This window comes from Flavobacterium panici, from assembly GCF_903819335.1.
Classification (GTDB): domain Bacteria; phylum Bacteroidota; class Bacteroidia; order Flavobacteriales; family Flavobacteriaceae; genus Flavobacterium; species Flavobacterium panici.
Window position 1 is genome coordinate 21606 of sequence record NZ_CAIJDE010000062.1, and the last position, 24306, is coordinate 45911.

At 32.2% G+C, this 24306-nt stretch carries 25 protein-coding genes and 1 pseudogene; 15 read left to right on the forward strand and 11 right to left on the reverse strand.

Annotation, left to right across the window (positions count from 1 at the left end; all coding sequences use genetic code 11):
- Nucleotides 1-27 precede the first annotated feature (27 nt).
- The 7 genes and pseudogenes from FLAPXU55_RS20025 (at nt 28) to FLAPXU55_RS20055 (ending at nt 5328) form a co-directional block, all read left to right on the forward strand.
- Complete coding sequence (locus FLAPXU55_RS20025; RefSeq protein WP_180860691.1) at nt 28-528, forward strand: hypothetical protein; 501 nt, start codon at nt 28-30, stop codon at nt 526-528.
- A gap of 179 nt (nt 529-707) precedes the next feature.
- Nucleotides 708-1322: pseudogene (locus FLAPXU55_RS20030) on the forward strand (FMN-binding negative transcriptional regulator).
- Between the two features lie 84 nt (nt 1323-1406).
- Entirely contained in the window at nt 1407-2513 is a 1107-nt protein-coding gene (locus FLAPXU55_RS20035) for a glycosyltransferase (RefSeq protein ID WP_180860694.1), read from the forward strand.
- On the forward strand, nt 2504-3055 hold the full coding sequence (locus FLAPXU55_RS20040) for an RNA polymerase sigma factor (protein ID WP_180860697.1): 552 nt from the start codon (nt 2504-2506) through the stop codon (nt 3053-3055). The genes FLAPXU55_RS20035 and FLAPXU55_RS20040 overlap by 10 nt, the downstream gene beginning before the upstream one ends.
- 156 nt (nt 3056-3211) lie before the next feature.
- Complete coding sequence (locus FLAPXU55_RS20045; RefSeq protein WP_180860700.1) at nt 3212-4045, forward strand: energy transducer TonB; 834 nt, start codon at nt 3212-3214, stop codon at nt 4043-4045.
- A 96-nt stretch (nt 4046-4141) separates the two neighbouring features.
- On the forward strand, nt 4142-4879 hold the full coding sequence (locus tag FLAPXU55_RS20050) for a DUF4184 family protein (protein WP_180860703.1): 738 nt from the start codon (nt 4142-4144) through the stop codon (nt 4877-4879).
- A gap of 68 nt (nt 4880-4947) precedes the next feature.
- Nucleotides 4948-5328: a PH domain-containing protein gene (locus FLAPXU55_RS20055; RefSeq protein WP_012022332.1), complete on the forward strand. Its 381-nt coding sequence runs from the start codon at nt 4948-4950 to the stop codon at nt 5326-5328.
- Nucleotides 5329-5389: 61 nt separating this feature from the next.
- Here the strand turns inward: FLAPXU55_RS20055 and FLAPXU55_RS20060 are convergent, their stop codons facing one another.
- Together FLAPXU55_RS20060 and FLAPXU55_RS20065 are read right to left on the reverse strand one after the other, a co-directional pair.
- Nucleotides 5390-6247, reverse strand: a complete 858-nt coding sequence (locus FLAPXU55_RS20060) for a M48 family metalloprotease (RefSeq protein ID WP_053472409.1) — start codon at nt 6245-6247, stop codon at nt 5390-5392.
- Between the two features lie 199 nt (nt 6248-6446).
- Entirely contained in the window at nt 6447-7322 is an 876-nt protein-coding gene (locus tag FLAPXU55_RS20065; RefSeq protein WP_180860706.1) for a M48 family metalloprotease, read from the reverse strand.
- A 301-nt stretch (nt 7323-7623) separates the two neighbouring features.
- On the opposite strand from FLAPXU55_RS20065, the gene lipA reads away from it, so the two are divergent.
- The 3 genes from lipA to FLAPXU55_RS20080 all read left to right on the forward strand — a co-directional run bounded on the left by lipA (nt 7624) and on the right by FLAPXU55_RS20080 (nt 11761).
- Entirely contained in the window at nt 7624-8490 is an 867-nt protein-coding gene (gene lipA, locus FLAPXU55_RS20070; RefSeq protein WP_053472411.1) for a lipoyl synthase, read from the forward strand.
- Between the two features lie 73 nt (nt 8491-8563).
- Nucleotides 8564-9562: a type I glyceraldehyde-3-phosphate dehydrogenase gene (gene gap / locus FLAPXU55_RS20075; RefSeq protein ID WP_180860716.1), complete on the forward strand. Its 999-nt coding sequence runs from the start codon at nt 8564-8566 to the stop codon at nt 9560-9562.
- A gap of 27 nt (nt 9563-9589) precedes the next feature.
- Nucleotides 9590-11761: a tetratricopeptide repeat-containing hybrid sensor histidine kinase/response regulator gene (locus tag FLAPXU55_RS20080; RefSeq protein WP_180860719.1), complete on the forward strand. Its 2172-nt coding sequence runs from the start codon at nt 9590-9592 to the stop codon at nt 11759-11761.
- 27 nt (nt 11762-11788) lie between these two features.
- Here FLAPXU55_RS20080 and lpxK read toward each other — a convergent pair whose 3' ends face one another.
- The 3 genes from lpxK to FLAPXU55_RS20095 are packed head-to-tail and all read right to left on the reverse strand — an operon-like array spanning nt 11789 to nt 13324.
- On the reverse strand, nt 11789-12811 hold the full coding sequence (gene lpxK / locus FLAPXU55_RS20085) for a tetraacyldisaccharide 4'-kinase (RefSeq protein WP_180860722.1): 1023 nt from the start codon (nt 12809-12811) through the stop codon (nt 11789-11791).
- A gap of 4 nt (nt 12812-12815) precedes the next feature.
- Nucleotides 12816-13097, reverse strand: coding sequence for a Txe/YoeB family addiction module toxin (locus FLAPXU55_RS20090; RefSeq protein ID WP_180860725.1), 282 nt, complete (start codon nt 13095-13097; stop codon nt 12816-12818).
- Nucleotides 13073-13324, reverse strand: a complete 252-nt coding sequence (locus FLAPXU55_RS20095; RefSeq protein WP_180860728.1) for a DUF2683 family protein — start codon at nt 13322-13324, stop codon at nt 13073-13075. Before FLAPXU55_RS20095 ends, FLAPXU55_RS20090 begins: the two co-directional genes overlap by 25 nt.
- Before the next feature lie 193 nt (nt 13325-13517).
- Between FLAPXU55_RS20095 and FLAPXU55_RS20100 the strand changes: the two genes are divergently transcribed.
- The 5 genes from FLAPXU55_RS20100 (at nt 13518) to rluF (ending at nt 17797) form a co-directional block, all read left to right on the forward strand.
- On the forward strand, nt 13518-14612 hold the full coding sequence (locus FLAPXU55_RS20100; protein ID WP_180860744.1) for a Nif3-like dinuclear metal center hexameric protein: 1095 nt from the start codon (nt 13518-13520) through the stop codon (nt 14610-14612).
- Between the two features lie 3 nt (nt 14613-14615).
- Nucleotides 14616-15395, forward strand: a complete 780-nt coding sequence (locus tag FLAPXU55_RS20105; RefSeq protein ID WP_053472418.1) for a zinc ribbon domain-containing protein — start codon at nt 14616-14618, stop codon at nt 15393-15395.
- Between the two features lie 185 nt (nt 15396-15580).
- Complete coding sequence (locus tag FLAPXU55_RS20110; protein WP_180860747.1) at nt 15581-16438, forward strand: alpha/beta fold hydrolase; 858 nt, start codon at nt 15581-15583, stop codon at nt 16436-16438.
- Between the two features lie 66 nt (nt 16439-16504).
- A complete protein-coding gene (locus FLAPXU55_RS20115) occupies nt 16505-16852 on the forward strand; it encodes an antibiotic biosynthesis monooxygenase family protein (protein ID WP_180860750.1) in 348 nt (115 codons plus the stop codon).
- Between the two features lie 117 nt (nt 16853-16969).
- Nucleotides 16970-17797: a 23S rRNA pseudouridine(2604) synthase RluF gene (rluF, locus tag FLAPXU55_RS20120; RefSeq protein WP_180860753.1), complete on the forward strand. Its 828-nt coding sequence runs from the start codon at nt 16970-16972 to the stop codon at nt 17795-17797.
- A gap of 40 nt (nt 17798-17837) precedes the next feature.
- Here rluF and FLAPXU55_RS20125 read toward each other — a convergent pair whose 3' ends face one another.
- The 6 genes from FLAPXU55_RS20125 to ffh all read right to left on the reverse strand — a co-directional run bounded on the left by FLAPXU55_RS20125 (nt 17838) and on the right by ffh (nt 24173).
- Nucleotides 17838-19226: a DUF4153 domain-containing protein gene (locus FLAPXU55_RS20125; protein WP_180860755.1), complete on the reverse strand. Its 1389-nt coding sequence runs from the start codon at nt 19224-19226 to the stop codon at nt 17838-17840.
- Nucleotides 19227-19366: 140 nt separating this feature from the next.
- The gene (locus FLAPXU55_RS20130; protein ID WP_053472423.1) at nt 19367-19657 is read right to left on the reverse strand and encodes a winged helix-turn-helix domain-containing protein; all 291 of its coding nucleotides are present in this window, start codon (nt 19655-19657) and stop codon (nt 19367-19369) included.
- A 4-nt stretch (nt 19658-19661) separates the two neighbouring features.
- The gene (locus FLAPXU55_RS20135; RefSeq protein ID WP_180860757.1) at nt 19662-20276 is read right to left on the reverse strand and encodes a hypothetical protein; all 615 of its coding nucleotides are present in this window, start codon (nt 20274-20276) and stop codon (nt 19662-19664) included.
- Between the two features lie 514 nt (nt 20277-20790).
- The gene (locus tag FLAPXU55_RS20140) at nt 20791-21717 is read right to left on the reverse strand and encodes a magnesium transporter CorA family protein (protein WP_180860759.1); all 927 of its coding nucleotides are present in this window, start codon (nt 21715-21717) and stop codon (nt 20791-20793) included.
- Between the two features lie 91 nt (nt 21718-21808).
- Complete coding sequence (locus FLAPXU55_RS20145) at nt 21809-22693, reverse strand: bifunctional 5,10-methylenetetrahydrofolate dehydrogenase/5,10-methenyltetrahydrofolate cyclohydrolase (protein ID WP_053472426.1); 885 nt, start codon at nt 22691-22693, stop codon at nt 21809-21811.
- 127 nt (nt 22694-22820) lie between these two features.
- Nucleotides 22821-24173, reverse strand: coding sequence for a signal recognition particle protein (ffh, locus tag FLAPXU55_RS20150; protein WP_180860761.1), 1353 nt, complete (start codon nt 24171-24173; stop codon nt 22821-22823).
- Nucleotides 24174-24306 lie beyond the last annotated feature (133 nt).

Genomic DNA, 24306 nt, shown 5'->3' on the forward strand with positions numbered 1-24306 from the left:
CTTTACCAGCTTACCAACCAAACCTTAATGAAAGAATTAAATATCAAAGTTATCTTGCTCCAAATATTCGGATTGATTTTCCTGATAAATGGTATTCTGCAGCTTAGATTTTACACCGTATCGGAAAAAATCATCTGGGCAGAAACACATTCCCAATACCAACATTCGCAATATTGGGACAAATTATTACCCACAAATGAAGGCATTTTCAACTTTTGGCCCAGCGTATACGTTTGGATATTTTTAGGTTCATTAATAGGTATTTGCACACTTGCTTTTATAAACTGGAAAAGTAAACTTTCATCACTTAATACAATTATAGTGGCAATTGTATTGTACATTCTTTTAAGGGTTAAGTTTTTCAGAAAAGAAATAATATCTCAATTATTCCGTCCCGTAAGAACTTTTTGCTCTGATGATTTTGGAACACAATGCCTGATCGAAGGCGTAATTTTTACTTTTATTGGAGTTACTATTTTATATCTAAGCGTAATTCAGATTTATTTGAACTCAAAAAAAATGAACTGAATTTTATATTGATGATAAAAAAATCTTCCTTATAAATTAACACATCAAAAACCGAAAAAGTTACAGAAAGTACCTTTGAATTATCCGCAAATCTTTATCTTCGTTTTGAAAACTTCAAGAACCCATATTGATGCTGAAGTGAATGCATCACAAAGAAATCTTGAAAATAAATTCTCAAAATGTACACACCTGAGCTATATAAAGATGAAGATCCGGAATCAATCAGAACTTTTTTAAAAGAGAATAGTTTTGGGATTCTGATCAATCAGACTAATGGAAAATTATGCGCCACTCATATTCCGATAGAATTAGAAATTAATGCTGATGGAAAAGAAATCCTGCAGGGACATATTTCTAAACTGAATCCGCAAGCTGAAGGTTTTGCAGAAAACGATCAGGTTTTGGCTGTATTTACAGGGCCGCATAGTTATATTTCTTCTTCTTGATACGATCATGAAAATGTACCAACATGGAATTATATAGCCGTACATGTTTATGGAAGAATTAAGATTGTAGATTACACTACATCTGTAGAACAGTTAAAAAAGCTTGTTGACAAATACGAAGCAAATTCTGAAAATCCTGTTCGTGTTGAAAATTTATCTGAAAAAACCATGCGTGAAGCCAGAGGGATTTTTGGTTTTGAAATAGAAATTGATGAAATTCAGGCTACCAAAAAATTGTCTCAAAACCGCGATGATCATAATTATAAAAACATAATTTCGGAACTGGAAAAAACAGAAAACCCTCAGTCTATTGCAATTGCAAAAGAAATGTCAAAGTGCCGAAAGTAAATTGATATTAAACATTGAAAATTAGGAATTCATAACTACCTTTGTTCTCGCAAAATTTGGAACATTAACAGACATTAAAACCATATGCTTATAATTTTACTTTACTTTTTTATTGCTATTGTTTTTATTCAGCTTTTCTATTATTTAGGAATTTTTGGAAAATTTGCTTTTGCTAAACCTCAAGATGTTACGCCAAAGAATATTCCGGTTTCTGTTATTGTATGTGCAAAAAATGAAGAAGAAAACGTAAAGAAATTTATCCCTTTATTAGCAGAGCAAAATTATCCTGATTTTGAAATTGTTTTAATTGACGATGCATCAAGTGATGAAACGCTTGAAGTATTTGAAGAATTTGAGCAAAAATATCCCAACATTCGCCTTGTTAAAGTTGAAAATAATGAAGCTTTTTGGGGAAATAAAAAATACGCTTTAACCTTAGGAATCAAAGCAGCAAAAAAAGAGTATTTACTTTTTACAGATGCAGATTGTTATCCAACTTCAAAAGACTGGATTACTGCAATGACTTCGCAATTTGATACAGAAAAAACTATTGTTTTAGGTTACGGAGGTTATGAAAAAATAGAGAATTCTTTATTAAATAAAATTATTCGTTTTGAAACCATATTAACTGCTGTTCAATATTTTTCGTGGGCAAAAGCCGGACTTCCGTATATGGGAGTTGGACGAAATTTAGCGTACAAAAAAGAGGAGTTTTTTAATGTAAATGGTTTTATTGATCATATTCAGGTTCGTTCCGGCGATGATGATTTGTTTATCAATCAGGCGGCAAACAAATTAAATACTACAATATCGTATACGCCAGAAAGTTTTACTTATTCAAAACCAAAAGAATCTTTTAAAGACTGGTTTACACAAAAAAGAAGACACGTTTCTACAGCTGAGCATTATAAGTTTTTTGATAAATTTCAATTGGGACTTTTCTATTTTTCACAATTATTTTTCTTTTTATCAGTTATAATTCTGCTGGCGTTTCAATTTCAATGGATTGCTGTTGTAGCAATTTTAGCAACACGTTATACTGTAGTTTGGACTGTAATTGGTTTTTCTGCAGGAAAACTTAAAGAAAATGATATTAAAATTTGGTTTCCAGTATTAGAAATTGTGCTTATTGTAACACAAATTAATATCTTTATAACTAATATTTTTTCAAAACCTGTATATTGGAAATAAATTCTAAAATAGAAAAAGCAAAAAAAGGTGACGATTGCGCCTTTACTTTTTTATTAGATTATTTCTGGAATGAAGTCTATGGCTTTATGCTTAAACGTACAGAAAATGAAACTACCGCAGAAGATATTACTATTGAAACTTTCTCAAAAGCTTTTGATAAAATAGGTTCTTATAACCCGGAATTTCAGTTCAACACTTGGTTAATTGCTATTGCAAAAAATGTCTATATTGATTTGTTACGTAAAAAGAAAACCAATCTTTTTATAGAAATCACAGATACTGAAGACCAACAGGCATACAATATTGCCGACACTACTCCATCTGCAGAAGATGCCTTAATTAAGGAGCAAAACCTCTCCCGTTTGCTTTTATGCATCAAAGAATTAAAACCCCATTATCAGGAAGTAATTCAGCTTCGCTACTTTCAGGAAATGTCCTATCAGGAAATTGCTGACAAAATTAATGAGCCTCTAAGCAACGTAAAGGTAAAATTACTACGTGCTAAAAAATTATTAGCAGAAATTATCGAACGTAATAGATAATTTATTATCTTTAAGAAAAGAATAAGATATAATCATATTTTTTCTTAAAAAAATAATTTATTCACACACTAAAACAACAACTTCTACGTTGTTTGCTTAAACCCAATTCACTATCGCGTATGATTTAAAGTTACTTAACCTTAAAATCCAAAAATCATGACTAAATTAAGCATCTATGAAAACAAGTGGATCGATCTTGTTTTCGAAAACAAAAACAAAGAATACGGAGCGTACCAATTACGCCAGGAAAATTCTAAAACAACAGTTACGGCTCTATTTATGGCCTTGTTGTTACTAACTGCCATAGGAAGCGTATCGATGTTGCTTAATAAATTTAGAACAATTGATCCCATTGAGGAGCCTATTCCAATTACGCCTCTTGTTTTAACTGATGTTGATCCAATAGTAGTTCCAAAAATAAAGGATCCTGTTGCCCCACCAATGAAATCGACTCCACCGGCAGCAACAGCACCAGTAACGTCAAGTCAATTAACAAATCCGGTTATAGTACCTACAGATCAGGCAACGCAAACTATCGCTGCTAACGTGGACAATACTCCACATGTAGACAATGCAGTAGGAACAGATGGACCTGGTACAAATGTATTACCTGGAAATACTGGCGGAGAACCTGTAATTGCTAATACTGGTGATACTGGAACTACAATTGTTAATGTATCCGTTTTAGACAAATTACCAGAGTTTCCTGGAGGAATTAAAAAGTTTTACAACTATGTTGGAAATAACTTTACAAAACCAGAATTGGATGCTGAAAAAACATTACGTGTGTATGTTTCATTTGTAATCGAAAAAGACGGTACAATGACTGACATTATTGTTAAAAATGATCCAGGATTTGGAATGGGAAAAGAAGCTGTTAGAGTTTTAAAATCTTTAAAAACAAAATGGGCTCCGGGAATATTAGCTGGAAAGCCAGTTCGTACAGCGTACAATCTTCCAATAACAATACAAACAGGACAAACTGAATAAAAATAAAATATAGAAAAAGAAAAGCAGAATTTAGGTTCTGCTTTTTTTATGGTCTTAATTAATGACATATCTTTATCTTCAATTTATAAGTTAAAAATGCCTTTTACATTTGCCCATCCCGCAATAGTTCTGCCTCTAAATTATTTACCTAAAAAATGGTTTTCATTAACCGGACTTATAATCGGAAGCATGATTCCAGATTTTGAGTACTTTACTAGAATGAGAGTAGAAAGCCATTACAGCCACAATATTTACGGTGTATTTTGGTTTGATCTGCAGCTTGCAATTCTACTAGCATTTACATTCCATAATATTGTTAAAAATCAACTATTCCATAATTTGCCGGAAATAATTCGATCACGAGTTCTTATCTTCGACCAATTTAATTGGAACAGTTATTTCAAACAACATTGGATTGTTGTAGTACTATCAATTTTAATTGGAACTGCTTCACATCTTTTTTGGGATAGCTTTACACATGAACATGGCTATTGTGTAAATCATGTTGCCTTATTGCATGATTACATTTTTATTTCTCATCTAAAAATTCCAATTTTTAAAGCTGTCCAACACTTAAGTACCTTTATTGGCGGATTGATTATTTTATTTGCTTTTTCTAAACTCCCAAAGAATAATATTTCAACAAAATCTTTAAATAAAAACTATTGGATTTGTCTTGTTTTATTTTCGCTAATAATTTTAGTCTTTCGATTTGCGATAGGATTAGACCCAAAACAATATGGACACTTAATAGTTTCTATAATTTCCTCTGTTTTATTTTCTTTAATATTAACTCCTCTTTTTTTAAATCTAAAAGCATTTGTTAAAAACTAACAAAATCAATTACTTTTACATTAAATTCAAAAAAGGAACAATTAATCAACTTTTAAAAATAAAAAGAAATGGGAATATTTTCAGCTCTTATGGGCAATGCCGGTACAGTAAGTCAGGAAGATTTACTTAAAAAATACGGTCAGCTTTTGACAGATAACGAAGAAATTGAAATGGGTTTTAAACTTATTCGTGATACTTTTATCTTCACCAATAAAAGATTAATTCTGGTTGATGTACAAGGATTAACAGGAAGCAAAACTGAATATAAATCTATTGCTTACAAAAGTATTACTCGTTTTAGTGTAGAAACTGCGGGAACATTTGATCTTGATGCTGAATTGAAAATCTGGGTTTCAAGCGAATTAAATCCAAGTATTGTAAAACAATTCAATAAATCTGTAAACGTATACGATGTTCAAAAAGTTTTAGCACATCACGTTTTAGGTTAATTTTATAGAATAAAAAAAACGGCAGATTTAAATCTGCCGTTTTTACTCTTTATATCAAAAACTATTTTTTCTTCTTAGTAGTCGTTTTTTTCGTTGTTGTCTTTTTAGGAACTGTATTATCAATTTTTTGCTGAACGTATGGTTTGTAAACTCCATCTTTTTCTGCTCTTGCTTTTGCATCATCTGCTCTTTTCTTAGAGTCAGGATGTGAACTCATCATTTGATCAATAAATGAAGCTTCTGCACCTTCACTCATTTTAGCTAAAATTCTAAAAGCAGATTCTTCTGCATTTACATTATAACCGTTTTTCTTTAAGAAATTATAAGAATATAAATCAGCTTCTGTTTCTTGTTTACGGCTGTGTTTGCTATCGATTAAAGCACTTCCAATTTTTCCTAACTGACTGTCTGTTACTGCGGATATTTTAGCAGATTGTGATGACGCACCATCAATTAAAGCTTCTTTTTGGTAAGCCGCACGCATTGCATCTCTTGAATCATTATTAGCAACGTGTCCAATTTCGTGACCAATTACAGCTAACAATTCGTTATCATCCATAATATCCATTAATCCTGAATATACACGAACACTTCCGTCAGCGGTTGCAAAAGCATTTACTTCTTTTAGTTTATAAACTTTATAATTTAAAGTAAAACCATCGCCTGCTGTATGTTTTCCAAAAACCCTGTTTAATCGCAAAGTATAACCATCAGTTGCTGGCGCTACCTGATTAGTAGAGTCTAATTTTCTAACTGCTTCTTTAGATAATGCTGCAGCATCTGCATTTGTTAAAGTGAAAGCTGCCACACCTTTTTGAACTGCTCCTATCGCTTTTTCACCAAAATTAATCTGTGCATTCATTTTTGTAAAACCAAATGCTGTAAATATTAGTCCTACTATTATAAATCTTTTTTTCATGTTTTTATAATTACAATTTAACAACAAATGTAAATAACATAAATGCTATTTCATTTCACACAAAGTTTATTTTTTTAACAAATTAAAGATATGAATTTTAAATGAGCTATTTAGCAATATTGTAGGTGTTTCTGATATAACGATCAAAAAAAAACCGGTAAATTCTGTAGAATTACCGGTTTTACTTTTTACACAAAAATTACTTCTTTTTTGTTGTTGTTTTTTTAGCAGTTGCTTTTGCTGGCGCTTTTGTTGTTGTTTTTGCAGGTGCAGTATTTACAATTTTCTGCTGTATATACTCTTTATACAAACCATCTTTTACAGCTCTTTTTTTAGCATCATCGGCTCTTTTTCCAGAATCAGGATGTGAACTCATCATTTTGGTAATAAAAGATGCCTCTGCACTTTCACTTAAATTTTGCAAAATTCTAAAAGCAGATTCCACCGCATTCACATCATAACCATTTTTTTTCATGAAATCATATGAAAACGTATCTGCCTGAGATTCCTGCTTTCTACTGTGTTTGCTGTCGATCATTGCGCTTCCTATTTTTCCTAATTGAGATCCTGTAAGTGTCTCAATTTTTCCTGATTGTGATGAAGCGGCATCTAACAAAGCTTCTTTTTTATACGCAGCTTTAATAGCATCTCTTGTATCATGATTCACTACGTGACCTATTTCATGTCCAATAACGGCTAGTAATTCATTATCATCCATAATATCCATTAAACCTGCAAATACACGAACACTTCCATCTGCACAAGCAAAAGCATTAATATCTTTTACTAAGTAAACTTTATAATTTAAAGTAACTCCTTCGCTCGAAGTGTGTTTTCCAAACAAACGATTTAAACGAATTGAATAACCGTCTGTAGCTGCGGCAACAGGATTATTTGCATCCATTTCTGCAATCGATTCTTTCGCTAAAGCTGCAGCATCTGCATCGCTAAAAGTAAATCCTGAAACTCCTTTACCTAAAGCTCCCATAGTTTTATCTGAAAGTATTTGTGCGTTCATTTTAGTAAAACCAAAAGCTGCAAATAAAATTCCTAATACAATAAGTTTCTTTTTCATGTTTTTCTTAACTATTATTAAATTAACAGCAAAAATATTACAGCGCGAATTTTACACTGCTTATAAAAGCCAAATTTGTATCAGAATAAGATGAAAATTAATATTCAAAAAAGACAGCTTAAATATCAAAATTTTAAGTAAAAAATTAAAAAGATAAATCCAAAATGCTCTTAAAGACAGAGTATTGCCATTTGAACTTGAAATATTAAAGAGTGTTCGCAGAGATGAAAAGTAAACGAAAAGCAAATTAGCATCATCAAATAAACAACATTCCGTATCTTTGTAGTCAGATTTATGATATATGGAAACAGTCATTGAAAACATACCGCCTGCAAAACCGAAATGGTTAAAGGTAAAATTACCAATTGGACAAAAATATACTGAACTACGTGGTTTAGTTGATAAATACAGCTTAAATACGATCTGCACTTCTGGAAGCTGCCCTAATATGGGAGAATGCTGGGGAGAAGGAACAGCAACTTTCATGATTTTAGGAAATGTCTGCACCCGTTCCTGCGGTTTTTGCGGTGTTAAAACCGGACGCCCGGAAACGGTAGATTGGGACGAACCTGAAAAAGTAGCTCGTTCTATAAAAATCATGAACATTAAACACGCTGTAATTACAAGTGTTGACAGAGATGATTTAAAAGACGGAGGTTCTATCATTTGGATAGAAACTGTAAAAGCAATCCGTAGAATGAACCCAAATACTACTCTTGAAACTTTGATTCCGGACTTTCAGGGAATTGAAAGAAATATTGACAGAATTGTTGAAGCAAATCCTGAAGTAGTTTCTCATAACGTTGAAACCGTTCGTCGTTTAACACGCGAAGTTCGTATTCAGGCAAAATATGATCGTAGTTTAGAAGTTTTACGTTATTTAAAAGAAAAAGGGATAAACAGAACTAAATCTGGAATCATGCTTGGTCTAGGAGAAACTGAAGAAGAAGTTTACCAGACAATGAGAGATTTACGCAATGCAAACGTTGATGTTGTTACTATTGGTCAATATTTACAGCCAAGTAAAAAACATTTACCTGTAAAAGAATTTATCACGCCTGAGTTATTTGCCAAATACGAAAAATTTGGTCTTGAATTAGGATTTCGTCATGTAGAAAGCGGACCTCTTGTTCGTTCTTCATACAAAGCACAAAAACATATTTTATAAAAAGTTTAATTGTTTAATCGTTTAATTGTCAAACCGATTAAACGGTTAAACGATTCAACAAATAAACAAAACATTGAAAACAAGAATTGCTATTAATGGTTTTGGAAGAATTGGAAGAAATTTATTCCGCCTTCTTATAAATCATCCTGAAATTGAAGTCGTTGCAATTAATGATATTGCAGATAACAAAACAATGTCACATTTAATAAAATACGACAGTATACATGGAGTTCTGCCTTTTGCTGTAAGTTATGATGAAACAGGAATTATTGTAAACGAAAAGCATTTTTTATTTTTTCACGAAAAAAGCATTTCTAATTTAGACTGGAAAAGTCATTCAATAGATTTTGTAATTGAATCGACCGGAAAATATAAAACGCATGAAGAATTAAATGCACATATTGAAGCCGGAGCAAAAAAAGTGATACTTTCTGCACCATCAGAAGTTGATACGATTAAAACAGTAGTTCTTGGAGTTAATGAAAGTATACTAGACGGAACAGAAAATATTGTTTCAAATGCGAGCTGTACAACAAATAACGCTGCTCCAATGATAAAAATCATTGAAGAATTGTGCGGAATTGAGCAAGCATACATTACAACGATACATTCTTACACAACAGACCAAAGTCTTCATGACCAGCCGCATAAGGATTTACGCAGGGCCAGAGGCGCAAGTCAGTCAATTGTTCCAACAACTACAGGTGCAGCTAAGGCATTAACAAAAATTTTTCCTAAATTGCATGAGAAAATTGGAGGCTGCGGCATTCGTGTTCCGGTTCCAGATGGTTCATTAACAGACATCACGTTCAATGTTAAGCGTGCTGTTACGATTGAAGAAATTAACATTGCATTTCAAAAAGCCTCAAAAACAAATTTAAAAGGAATATTAGATTACACAGAAGATCCTATCGTTTCTGTTGATATAATTGGCAATACGCATTCGTGCTTATTCGATGCACAATTAACTTCTGTCATTGATAAAATGGTAAAAGTTGTGGGTTGGTATGATAATGAAATTGGCTATTCATCAAGATTAATTGATTTGATTTTACTGATAAGGAAAACATAAGAATTCATTGTAAATGCTCTGCCATACATGAAGTACTATCTTTTATCTGTTGTTTGTTTTTTTAATTCATTTTTGTATTCTCAAATCAAACAGAATACAGATAGTGTTTCCTATTATAATAAACTGGCCAATAAAAAATTAAACAGTAAAGAGTACAATGAGGCTGTTTTTTACACTAAAAAATCAATTGATTTTTGCGAAACTAATAACATTCCTGAAAATTTAGCCAACCAGACTTTTAAGCTTGGAAAAATTTACTACAATCAGCGGAAGTACGACGAAGCATTAAAAAACTTTCATAAAAGTGTTTCATCCTTTGACAGCCTAAAACCAACTTGTACCAAAATCTTAGCCTTACAATATATTGGCGCTGTAAATACTGCAAAAGGCGACTATAAAACAGCAGATATTTATTATGCAAAAGCTCAAAAACTTCTAAACCAGCTTGGTATTATTGATAGTTCTGAAATTTTAGACTATCAAAAAGCAATCGCATTTAAAACAAATAAAAACTTTTATCAAGCGACCAAGACCTTCCGAAAAATTATCAAAAAACCGGATAATCCATTGATCTTAGAAACCAAAAGTGATTCTTATTATCAACTCGGATTAATTGAAACACAGCTTAAACGGAATGATTCTGCTATGATTTATTTTGAAAAAGCGCTTGATTATACAGAGAAAACAAATAATCTTTCTCAAAAATCAAAAATAACTTTAGCAATAAGTCAATACTATAAACAAAACAAAAATTTTGATTTAGCCTATTCTTATTTGGACGAGCATTATCAATTAGAAAATTATATTCTAAAATTAAAAAATGCCAAAATAGATTTCAACGAATTTCAAAAATTCAAAAAAAATCAAACCTTAAACAATACACTTAAACGGGAAAGCGAAGAAAAAATCCAGCTTAAAACGTATCGCTATTCTAAACTAGTCAGTATTTTGGCGATTGCCTTAATTTCGATTTTATCTCTTTTGAGTTTGGCTTTGTACAAAAACAATATTATTCGTAATCAGAATAATTTGCTTTTAAGAGAAAAAAACAAAGAACTTATTCTGGCAAAAAACAAAGCCGAAAAAGCTTCAAAAGCGAGATCAGAATTTTTATCGACTGTAAGTCACGAACTGCGGACACCCCTAAATGCAATTAACGGAATCACACATTTACTTCTTGAAGATAACCCGAAAAAAACACAGTTAAAATATTTAGAATCTCTAAAATTCTCCGGAAATTATCTTACTACTTTTATAAACGAAATTCTTGAAATTAATAAAATCGACTCGACTAAAGTTGAAGTTGAAAATATTAGTTTTAATTTAAAAGAATTGCTTTTTAATATTCAAAGCTCTTTAAAAGAACTGGCAACGGCTAATAAAAACTATTTCAACTTAGAAATAGACGATGCAATTCCAGACAACTTAATTGGCGATCCAACCAAATTATCTCAAATTATATTAAACCTGATTAATAACGCATTAAAATTCACTCAAAACGGAAATGTAAATGTAATTGCTAAACTATTTGGACAGGAAGATGAAAATGCAACCGTTTATTTTGAAATAGTCGATACCGGAATTGGTATTCCCGAAGATAAACTGCAAACCGTTTTTGAAAGTTTTTCACAAGGTTCTATCGAAGTGAACCGAAAATACGGCGGTACAGGATTAGGTCTTACTATTGTTAAAAAATTAATCGAACTTTTAGGAGGCGAAATCAAACTAAAAAGTGAAGTTGGTAAAGGATCAACTTTTACTTTCAAATTAAATTTTAAAATTAATAACGAACCTTTGGAAGCTGTTACAGAAGAAAAACCATATAACGACAAACAATTAAAACACAAGTCTATTTTACTGATTGAAGACAACAAAATCAATCAAATGATTACGCGTAAAATGCTTGAAAACAAAATGATTACCTGTGAAATTATCGATAATGGCGAAGATGCGGTTGAACTTTTAAAAGTAAAACGTTTTGATATGATTTTAATGGATGTGCATTTGCCTGGAATTAACGGAACTACAGCAACGCAGCATATTAGAGATTTCGACAAAACAACTCCTATTATTGCATTAACGGCCATTTCTCTTGACGAAAACAGGGATATGCTTTTATCTTTTGGAATGAACGATGTAATTACAAAACCTTTTGTTCCTGATGAATTTTACAGTACAATTGCTAAGTTTTTTGATTAGCAAAAAAGCTTCTAAGATGCTGAGATTCTAAGATTCTGAGTTTTCTTTTATATACTGTAAAATCGAAACATCAAAATTTTGCTGATGATTGATAAAGGTGCTTTTTATGGGCAGATAGTACAATTGAGAAACCAGTTTCGAATTTTTTAAACGAACATAATCTTTCTCGGTTGTAATAATCTTTTTTCCGTTGGCTTTATTCTGAATGGAATCTAAATCGGTATCAGAAAAATGATGATGATCCGGGAAAGTCAAACATTCGTCATTTTCATTTTTTAAATAATCAAAAAATGGTTTTGGTTTTGCAATTCCGGCTAAAAGTACTTTTGATTCTGATTTAATTTCATCAACAGAAATCTTTTCATTTTTGCCATAAATTACAGTGTCATAATCTATAAAAGTAAAGAAGATTTGCTGCGAACAATTCAGTTTTAATTTCAAACGAATTTCTTCTTGTTCTTCTTCCGATAAATTATTTGGACATTTAGTAACCACAACAATATTAGCTCTGTTGGCACCACTTCGGCTTTCTCTTAAATTTCCTGTTGGCAGCATAAAATCATCTGCATATAAATCTCCGTAAGAAGTCAGCAGGATATAAAATCCAGCTTTTACTTTTCGGTGCTGATAAGCATCATCTAATAAAATTACTTGTGGTTTATTTTTTTGAGAAAGCAATTGTGTAATTCCGTTTGTGCGATTGGCATCAACTGCAACCTGAACATTTGGAAATTTTTGATAAAACTGAAAAGGTTCATCACCCAGAATTTCAGCATTAGAATTATCATCTGCCAAAACAAAACCTTCCGATTTCCTTTTGTAACCCCGGCTTAAAGTCGCCACTTTATATTTATCAGCTAATAACCGAATCAAATATTCAATTTGCGGAGTTTTTCCAGTTCCGCCCACACTTAAATTTCCAACTGCAATAACCGGAATATCAAAAGAAGTTGATTTTAGAATTCCTTTATCAAAAAGAAAATTGCGAATGCTGGTAATGAATCCGTATAGGATAGCGAAGGGAAAAAGTATTTTTCGAAGTAAGTTCATAGAATTATTTATCTGAATAATGACCCATTGCAGAAATTACAAATACGGTTACAACTTCGTCATCTACACGATAAATTAATCGATCTTTTTGATTAATTCGTCTTGACCATAATCCTGAATATTCATATTTTAATGGTTCAGGATTTCCAAAACCTTCATATGGATTCTCTGTAAGATCAATTAAAATTTTAGCAATATTTTTTATAGAAATTTTATTTCCTGATTTTTTATGTTTTTCAATATCCAGGTTTGCGACCTTAGTTACTTCAACCCTAAACTTCCCCATATATCATCTGGATTTAGCCTTGTTGTTTCGCCATTTTTAATATTTGCTTCTGCTTTTTTAACTTTTTCAACAAATTCAGAAGAATAAATGCTTCGCTCCTCATTCACTTGTCCATAATCAGTTTCAATAATCTCAATTTCCTCAAAACCTTTAAAACTATCAAACATGGCGATAAAAGCTTTCCCTATCTTAGTGCGTTCGTTTATTTTTACAGTTAGCGTTTTCATAGTTCTTGATTTAAAGACAAAGATACAAAATTAGTAATACTGGTAATATGGTCTTATTGGCATTACTAATTTTACATAACACAATATCACTAAAATATTTTAAGGTTAATACGTTTATTCGTTAATTTGTTTTAAAGTTTCAATCTGCACAATACAAGAAAACCTGAAACTTAAAACCTGAAACAAAAATTACATGAAGATCAAAGACATCATAACCGTACTAGAAGAAATGGCACCTCTCGCCTATGCAGAAGATTTTGACAATGTGGGACTTTTAGTGGGAAATCCGGAAAACGAAAGTAACGGAGTTTTAGTTTGTCATGATGCTTTAGAAAATGTAATTGAAGAAGCCATAACTAAAAATTGCAATCTCGTAGTTTGCTTCCATCCTATTTTATTTTCTGGAATTAAAAAAATCACAGGTAAAAACTATGTCGAGCGAGCCATTTTAAAAGCAATTAAAAATGATATTGCCATTTATGCCGTACATACCGCTTTAGATAATCATCCGCAGGGAGTTAATAACATTTTCTGTAATACATTAGGTTTAATAAACACCAAAATTTTAATTCCGAAACAGCAATTTCTTCAAAAATTAGTTACTTATACTGTTCCCGAAAATTCGGAAAAAGTTCGGAATGCAATGTTCGAAGCCGGCGCCGGAACTATTGGAAACTATGATAACTGCAGTTTTAATTCTGAAGGTTTTTTTACTTTTAAAGGAAATGAAAAAAGCAATCCAACAATTGGAGAAAAAGGAAAATTACATACCGGAACCGAAATAAAAATCGAAGTTATTTTTGAGAAACATTTACAATCCAAAGTTTTAAAAGCACTTTTAATGAATCATATTTATGAGGAAGTGGCTTATGAAATCTACGATCTTCAAAATTCACATCAAAATATTGGCTTAGGAATGATTGGGGAACTGGAGAATGAAATGGATGAAAAAGACTTTCTTCTGCATGTAAAAGAAATTATGATTGCCCGCGGAATTCGTCATTCTGCCTTTACCGGAAAAAAAGTAAAAAAAGTAGCTGTTCTGGGAGGTTCAGGAAGTTTTGCCATAAAAAATGCAATTCAGGCTGGAGCCGATGCTTTTTTAACTGCTGATTTAAAATATCATCAGTTTTATGAAGCAGAAAACAAGTTACTTTTAGCCGATATTGGTCATTTTGAGAGTGAACGCTATACAAAAAACTATATTGTTGATTATCTTCGAAAAAAAATTCTTAATTTTGCGATCATTTTATCGGAAGAAAATACAAATCCAGTTAAGTACTTATAGAATATGACGAATACGAAAGAATTAAGTGTTGAGGACAAGTTAAGAGCAATATATGATTTACAGCTTATTGACTCTAGAATTGACGAAATCAGAAACGTTAGAGGAGAACTTCCTTTAGAGGTTGAAGATTTAGAAGATGAAGTTGCAGGTTTGAGCACTCGTTCAGAAAAACTGAAAGGTGAACTTGAAGTGATTGAGGAGCAAATCAAAGCAAAGAAAATTGCTATTGAGGAGCATAAAGAGGTTATCAAGAAATACACAAAACAACAAGAATCAGTTCGTAACAACAGAGAATTTAATTCTTTGACAAAAGAAGTTGAATTTCAGGAATTAGAAATTCAATTAGCTGAAAAGCAAATCAAAGAAATGAAAGCTTCTATCGAGCACAAAAAAGAAGTTATTTCTAATTTAAAAGAAAAACTTGATGCTAAAAGCTCTCATTTAAAACATAAAAAATCTGAATTAGATGCTATTATGGCTGAAACTCAAAAAGAAGAAATCTTCTTATCTGAGAAATCAGCTGAATTTTCAGCTCAAATTGAAGAAAGATTATTAGCTGCTTATAACAGAATCAGAAGCAGTGTTCGTAACGGATTAGCTGTAGTTTCTATCGAAAGAGGAGCTTCTGCAGGATCTTTCTTTACGATTCCACCACAAACTCAGGTTGAAATCGCTTCTAGAAAAAAAATCATTACTGATGAGCACTCTGGAAGAATTTTAGTTGATACTCAATTAGCTGAAGAAGAAAAAGAAAAAATGGAACAATTGTTCTCAAAATTCTAATAAGAGTCCCGATTTAATCGGGACTTTTTTTTATAAAACATTTTTTGCCACGAATTACACTAATTCTCACTAATTTTTATTTTGTTTCTAAATGGAATAAAAATTCGTGCTAAATTTGTGTAATTCGTGGCGAAACTTTTTTAGATCGGTCCTCGAATATCATTTTTACCACTAAATTATTTGTTTTGGGAATTAAAAAAGGAATTCGTTTTATTACATTAAAATCCGTTGGATCTTATATTAACTTTTTGAGTTATGTGCGTCCGCAAAAAGCCATGGAACTTTCTTATGCTCTTTTTAGTCAGCCCCGAATTGGGAGATTAAAAAAAGAAACACTTCCAAAAGTTTTAAGAAACACCGAAACAGAAATTTTTCACCATAACGAACATCATTTTCAAACCTACATCTGGAAAGGAAATGAAACCAAAATTTTATTGGTTCACGGCTGGGAAAGCAATGCCTCTCGCTGGAAAAAAACACTGCCGCATCTTCAAAAATCCGGAAGTACTATTATTGCAATTGACGCGCCCGCTCACGGACAAAGCAGCGGAAAAGAATTTAATGTTCCGCTTTATGCCGAATTCATCAATAAAGCGGTAGAAAAATATCAGCCCGAAATTATTATTGGCCATTCTATTGGCGGTGCAGCCTGCGTTTATCATCAATATTTATTTCCGAATACGAGCATTAATAAAATGGTTATTCTTGGCGCTCCTTCAGATTTAAAAACTTTGATTAACAATTATATTTCGATGCTGAGTCTGAATTCCAAAATGCTGTCTCTTTTAGAAAATAAATTCATAAATCGTTTCAACTTTAAACTGGAAGATTTTTCAGGGCAAAAATTTGCATCGCAATTTACGATTCCTGGTTTCATTGCACATGATACTTCAGATAAAATCGTTGCTTTTGAAGAAGGAAAAAAAATAGCCAGCAACTGGAAAAACAGTCAGTTTATTGAAACCAAAGGCTTAAGTCACGGAATGCATGATGATGAATTGTATGATAAGGTGATTGAGTTTCTTTTTGAAGGGACAAAGTAACAGAGGTTCAAAGGGACAAAGTTTTTCCAAAAATCTAAAATCTGAATTCTAAAATCTACAATTAAAATGATAGCTGTAATTTTTGAAGTTATTCCGAATGAAGGAAAAAAAGAAGAATATCTTGATATCGCCGCAAGTCTGCGCCCTGAATTAGACCATATTGAAGGTTTTATTTCTATAGAACGATTTCAGAGTTTTAGTGATCCTTCAAAGGTTTTGTCTTTATCTTTTTGGAGAGATGAAGAAAGTATTCAGCAATGGAGAAATCTTGAAATGCATCGCGCTGCACAGGCTAAAGGTCGAAATGAAGTTTTTAAAGATTATCATTTAAGAATTGCAACTGTTGTGCGCGACTACGGAATGTTTGAAAGAAAAGAGACTCCGGAAGATAGTTCGATTTTTCATGATTCTTAATAAAGATACTGAGATTCTAAGTTGCTAAGATTCTAAGTTTTTTTAGTTCAAAGCTTTTGAAAAATCTAAAATCTGAATTCTAAAATCTAAAATCATTTTTTTGCCTACTTTTGCAGTATGGAAGAAAATCTTAAACGTCTTAATAAATTTATTGGTGAAACGGGATATTGTTCTCGTCGTGAAGCCGATAAATTAATTGAAGAAGGACGTGTAACAATAAATGGCGCTGTGCCGGAAATGGGAACTAAAGTTTCGCCAGATGATGAAGTACGCATAGACGGAAAGTTAATCGTGGAAAAGCACGAAAAAATGGTTTATTTGGCTTTCAACAAACCAGTTGGAATCGAATGCACCACTAATTTAGAAGTTCGAAATAATATTGTGGATTATATCAATTATCCGAAACGTATTTTCCCGATTGGAAGATTGGATAAAGCGAGTGAAGGATTGATTTTTATGACCAATGATGGTGATATCGTAAATAAGATTTTACGCGCCAGAAACAATCACGAAAAAGAATATACGGTTACAGTAAATAAACCTATTACAGATCGTTTTATACAACGAATGGGAAATGGTGTTCCAATTTTGGATACGGTTACCAAAAAATGTAAAGTAGAACAAATCAGTAAATACACTTTTAAAATAATTCTAACTCAGGGTTTAAACCGACAAATTAGAAGAATGTCTGAATATTTGGGTTATGAAGTTACCGCACTTAAACGTATTAGAATTATTAATATTTCTTTGGATGTTCCAGTTGGGCGTTACCGCGATTTAACCGATGCTGAAATTAAAGAATTAAATCAGTTAATTGAGCCTTCGAGTAAAACGGAAGAAGCGAGTTTTCCTAAAGTTGAAGCTCCAAGTCAAAGTTCGAATCGAAGAACAACATTTATTTCAAAACACGATCCCCGATTTAGAAAAAGAGGTGATAACAATTAAATAAAAGTCCCATTTGAGATTTCAAATGGGACTTTTTAATTTATTTCTTATTATCTAAAAATTCATAATACAAAGCCTTAGATAAAAAACCTGCATTTTGATAATTTGAAATTAATTCTTCTCTTACCGCTTCTGGATATTTTCCGTCTAAATTATTCTTTGAAAGATATTCTCTTCTGGCATCATCATTAAAGTTTAATCCGCTTAAAAATACTGGCTCTACTCCTTTATTTACCGAAATATTATAATTGGTTACTAAATTCCCCCAATTCACATAACTGCATAAAAGAATTGTTCCATAGAAATACCAAATCATTTGATTGAAAAGATAGGCATTTGTTTTTTGTTTCGTTATTTTTAAGAAAGAATAAATCAAACCGATAATGGCTAAAATTAAAAAAGCATAAACTCCTAGACGTTTATAAGTTAGACCGTAAAAAGAAACATATTCTGAGTTTTTAACAATGGCGCTTACAATTAAAACTACATTTAATACAATCCATACTTTTGCCAGTTTTTTTAGTGTTGTTGCTTTTTCATCAAAGTTAAAACCTCCTTTAAAGTAAAATAAGATTACACCAACTGCCATCAAAATTGAAAATATAACTGCATTTACTCGTTGGTGTGTATCGGCGCTTAGGTTTGTTTTTTCGACTACTTCAAAAAATTGTTCGTAATTATATGTTCCAATGAAAATTAGAAGCATAATATTTAACATAAATAATGTGATTACTCCGCTCTTTCTTTCAAAATCCAAATCTAAAAATGAGAATGTACTTTGATTTTTTACTTCAGAAATGTTAGTGAATTCATTGTTTAATTTTGGGTTGAACTGATAAGAAATATCCGGAACCCAGTAATTCCAAAAACTGAATGAGATATAAAATCCTAAAATACACATAGCTATTAATTGAGGCAGATTAATATCTAATGTATAATCAGTAAACAATGAAGAGAAATGATTGCTTCCGAATGAGTAAACGATAAAAAATAATCCAAGAAATATTACCGGAATAATTACAAACGCTACTAGTTTCTTAGCAAAGTCGTTGTGAATTTTTCGTTCAGGAAGCCATTGGCTAAATATAAAAATACGTCCTATTGTAGTGATTCCGTTTAGGAATATTAAAGGAAAAATCTGAACGATTTTAAGTTCTCCATCCTGCGTTTTAAATTGTAAAAACAGAATTGATAATGCTAAAGCAAAAAATGATGCAGCGTCTCCATACCACGCAAAGGCAAAACAAGATAAAATAGAAGTCATAACAAGAACAAGATGTGATCTGTTTACAAACTTTTCCTGAAAGAAATAACTAATTAACAGAGTAAGTATCACTCCAAAAATAGAGATATTGATTCCCATAGATTCATTGTAAAAAAGCAGTATAAAAACCGCTGTACAAGCTAAAATAATTTGATGTTTTTTCATTTTTGTAGATTTTTATTTGTTATTGGTCAAAAATGTAATTGCCTTATCCGCTAATTGTAAAAACACTATCGGCAATTTCATGATTTCAATTTTTAAAAGTACTTTGTAATTCAAAGTTTTTAGGTAAAAAAATATAGTTATTACGATTTCATTAATTTTTCGAGATAAGAAAGGTGCTCTTTAAACGCTGCGCGGCCTAGCGGCGTTACCTGATAAGATGTTTTTGGTTTTTTACCAACAAATTCTTTCTTAACTTCGATGTATTCAGATTTCTCCAACGCAGAGGAATGACTTGCTAAATTACCATCGGTGATATTTAAAAGTGTTTTCATCTCGGTAAAATCTACCCAGTCGTTAACCATCAGAACGGACATAATACCCAGTCTGACACGGCTTTCAAAATCTTTATTTAGTTTATCAATAATTCCCATTGGGTTATTTGTATTTTTTGAACATCACCAATCCATATGCGATATGCAGGATACCAAATCCTAAGATCCAAAATATTAAACCATATCCAATATAAAAAAGCGAAATACATCCCAGCAAAAGTTCAGAAAAGCCTAAATATTTTATATCTGAAAATGTATATTTTTCGGCATTGATAACGGCTAGTCCGTAAAATAATAAAGTAGACGGCGCTACTAAACCGTAATATCCGTGATATATTAATGCTAAACAAAATATTCCTCCTGCTGCAAGTGGAACTGCCAGATTAAACAGCATATTTTTTGTAGCAGAGGTCCAAATTGGCAAATTGTATTTTTTACTTTTTCTAACGGTAAAAAAGGTTCCGAATACAAAGGCACAAACTAAAATTATTACGCCTATCCATATTAATTCTGAAACTAAGCTGCCGGATAATATTATGTGTTCGTCAGTAAAATATTCGATTCCATTTACTTTAAAAAGCTGATAGACATATAATCCGCCTATTAATGCCGAAAGTCCCGCGAAAACTCCTGAAAGTCCGCTTAACGATATAAATCTTGAAGAACGCTCCATCATGGAACGAATATGTGCTAAATCTTCTTGGTGCTTTTGATTCATAATTAAAGTACTTTGCGTTACAAAGTTATTATTTATTTTGAATTGACAAATAAAAAATTGTGTTTTTATTTTAATTAAATTAAATCGTAGACATAATGAATGAATTGTTAAATCATAAAATGTATAACCCCTACGGGATATTTTACCTGTGAAATTATATTATAACTACCGATATATAACTCCTAACGGAGTATCTCGGAGAGATTAAATATCGGTAGCTAAAAATCATTTACCACGATTTTTTGTCCCGTAGGGACTACACATTTAATTAATATTTAATAATCATACCTACAAGGTTTTGGAAATCTTGCAGGAGCGGGATTTGTTTTTACCTGAGTGTTGCGTGAGGGATAGGAGCTGGCTACCGAAGTAGCGCGGATAGCCCGACCATGTTTGAGAAAAGGCGCGCAATAAGCGAAAAGATTGGAGCGCCTTTTTGCAAACATGGTCACGCCCAAAGTATAAAAACGAAAAAGCCTATTGGTAAGGAACAGGCTTTTATTTTCATTTATAATTAAAACCATCTTCTTCGCTTAAAGAGGAATACACCAACGGCTGAAAGTACGATTGAAATTGAAAGAAGAATCCAAATTCCGTATTTGATTTCTTCGAGACCGTTTGGAACATTCATACCATATAAACTGGCAATTAATGTTGGTATCATCAAAATAATAGAAATAGAAGTCATTTGTTTCATGATATTATTCATGTTGTTGGAAATTACAGAAGCATAGGAATCCACCATTCTTGTCAAAATATCACTGTAAATGTTTGCTGTATCCTGCGCCTGACTTAACTCAATTTCAACATCTTCGACCAAATCTGTGTCGTAGTTTTGTGTTTGTATTTTTAAGTTTTTAATGCGATGAAATAAAACATCATTTCCTTTTAAGGACGTTATAAAAAAGACAAGACATTTTTCAATTTGAAGCAATGTTTGCAGTTCTTCATTTTTAATTGATTTTTCTAAATTATCTTCTGCTACTTTAATCTTTTGATTGATTTGTTTAAGATATTTCAAATACCAAACGCTTGATGAGAGTAAAAGCCTTAAAACCAAACAAAAATTATCATTGATCTGGATATGTTTTTTTTGTGAATAAAGAACAAGGTCGCAGATGATTTCTGTTCTATAAAAGCTGATTGTTACTTTGATATCATCTTTGAAAACGAATCCTAAAGGTATGGTCTGAAATGGTAATTTGATATCATTTCTTTTTATAGGAACGCGCAAAACTACTAATGTCCATCCATCTTCTGTTTCGATACGGGGTCTTTCGTCAATATCTTCAATATCATTATAAAAGGCTTCCGGAATTTGAAGTTCTTCTAATAAATATTTTTTTTCTTCTAAAGTTGGTGATTCTACATTAATCCAACAATTCGAACTCCATTCAGGAATTTCAAATAATCCGTCATTACTTTTATAAAATGTTTTCATTTCAAATTCCGAATGTTTTTATATCATGTTGTAAAACCAAAAAGCCCATCTTTAGTAGATGGACTTCCTGTATTTTTCATTCTTTTTTGGCTTATTTTTTTGCACTTCTCATTTTGCGTGCTAAAAGAGTATTTTTCAACAACATAGCAATTGTCATTGGCCCTACTCCACCTGGAACTGGTGTAATAAACGATGCTTTTTTGCTTACTCCGTCAAAATCAACATCACCTTTTATAACGTAACCTTTTGGGTTTGATGCGTCATCTACGCGAGTAATTCCAACGTCGATGATCGTTACTCCATCTTTTACCATATCAGCTTTTAAAAATTCAGGAACACCTAAAGCTGTGATAATAATATCAGCATTTTTAGTATATTCTTCTAGGTTTTTAGTACGGCTGTGTGTTAAGGTAACTGTCGAATCTCCCGGGTTACCTTTGCGGCTCATTAAGATACTCATTGGTCGGCCTACGATATGGCTTCTTCCAATTACAACGGTATGTTTTCCTGAAGTTTCTACTTTGTAACGCTCTAACAATTCCATAATTCCAAATGGCGTTGCCGGAATAAAACTTTCCATTTCCAGCGCCATTCTTCCAAAGTTTGTTGGATGAAAACCATCTACATCTTTATCAGGATCGATTGCCAATAAGATTTTTTGCTCGTCGATATGTTTTGGCAAAGGTAATTGAACAATATATCCGTCTAAGTTATCGTCTTCGTTTAGTTCTTTAATTTTAGCAAGCAGTTCATCTTCGGTAATTGTTTCCGGCAGACTTACTAAAGTTGAATCAAATCCGATTTCCTGACATGATTTTACTTTACTTCCTACGTAAGTTAAACTTGCTCCGTTTGTTCCAACTAAAACGGCTGCTAAATGAGGTACTTTTCCTCCGGCTGCTTTTATGGATTGAACTTCGGCTGCAATTTCGTTTTTAATGTCGTTAGATGTTTTTTTACCGTCTAGTAGTTGCATTTGTTTTGTTTCAGGTTTAAAGTTTCATGTTTCACGTTACTTGCGAAACTTAAATATTTATGTAATTAAAAAAGTTTCAAGTTTTGGTCTCTTAACTTGAAACCTGAAACTTGAAACTTTTATTATTTTATCTCGGCATTCCTCCTGGCATTCCTTTCATGCCTCCCATCATTTTCATCAGGTTTTTTCCGCCCGGACCTTGCATCATTTTCATCATCTTGCTCATTTGGTCAAACTGCTTCATTAACTGATTTACCTGCTCGACTTTCGTTCCGGAACCTTTTGCGATTCTGGCTTTTCTTTTTACGTCGATTATGGCCGGTTTGCTTCTTTCTCCTGGCGTCATGGAGTGAATGATTGCTTCAATATGTTTAAAAGCATCATCTTCTATTTCTACGTCTTTCATGGCTTTTGAAGCTCCTGGTATCATTCCTACCAAGTCTTTCATATTACCCATTTTCTTTACTTGCTGAATCTGCGTTAAGAAGTCGTCAAAACCGAATTCGTTTTTAGCAATTTTCTTTTGAAGTTTTCTTGCTTCTTCTTCGTCAAATTGTTCCTGAGCTCTTTCTACAAGAGACACAACGTCTCCCATACCAAGGATACGCTCAGCCATACGATCTGGATAGAAAACATCAATTGCTTCCATCTTCTCGCCTGTACCTACAAATTTGATTGGTTTGTTTACAACCGATTTAATCGAGATTGCTGCTCCACCACGCGTATCACCGTCTAATTTCGTTAAGATAACTCCATCAAAATTTAAGATATCGTTGAAAGCTTTTGCTGTATTTACAGCATCTTGTCCTGTCATAGAGTCGACAACGAACAATGTTTCCTGCGGCTGAATTGCTTTGTGTACACGCGCAATTTCGTCCATCATTTCCTGATCTACTGCTAAACGTCCTGCAGTATCGACGATAACTACATTGAATCCGTTTGCTTTTGCGTGTTTAATTGCGTTTTGAGCAATCTCAACAGGATTTTTATTTTCTGGTTCTGAGTAAACCTCAACACCTATTTGATCGCCAACAACATGTAACTGGTTGATCGCCGCCGGACGGTAGATATCACACGCTACAAGAAGTGGTTTTTTATTTTTCTTCGTTTTTAAGAAGTTGGCTAATTTTCCCGAGAAAGTAGTTTTACCAGAACCCTGAAGTCCAGACATTAATATAACGCTTGGATTTCCAGATAAATTAATTCCGGCAACATCACCTCCCATTAATTCTGTCAGCTCATCTTTTACCAGCTTCACCAATAATTGTCCTGGCTGAAGCGTTGTTAAAACGTCCTGACCAATTGCTTTTTCTTTTACTTTGGTTGTAAAATCTTTAGCAATTTTAAAGTTAACGTCGGCATCAAGTAAGGCACGACGAACTTCTTTTAAGGTATCGGCAACGTTTACTTCTGTAATTTTACCGTGTCCTTTTAATATATGGAACGCTTTATCTAACTTATCACTTAAATTATCAAACATACTATTTTCTTTATTTGAAGTGCAAAGATAATCTAATTAGATATTTCAGGCAATTTTTATTTATGTGCAATTTTTTGCCACGAAGGCACAAAGACACAAAGTTTATTTTGTTTTTTCTTGTCAAGGCGTCATT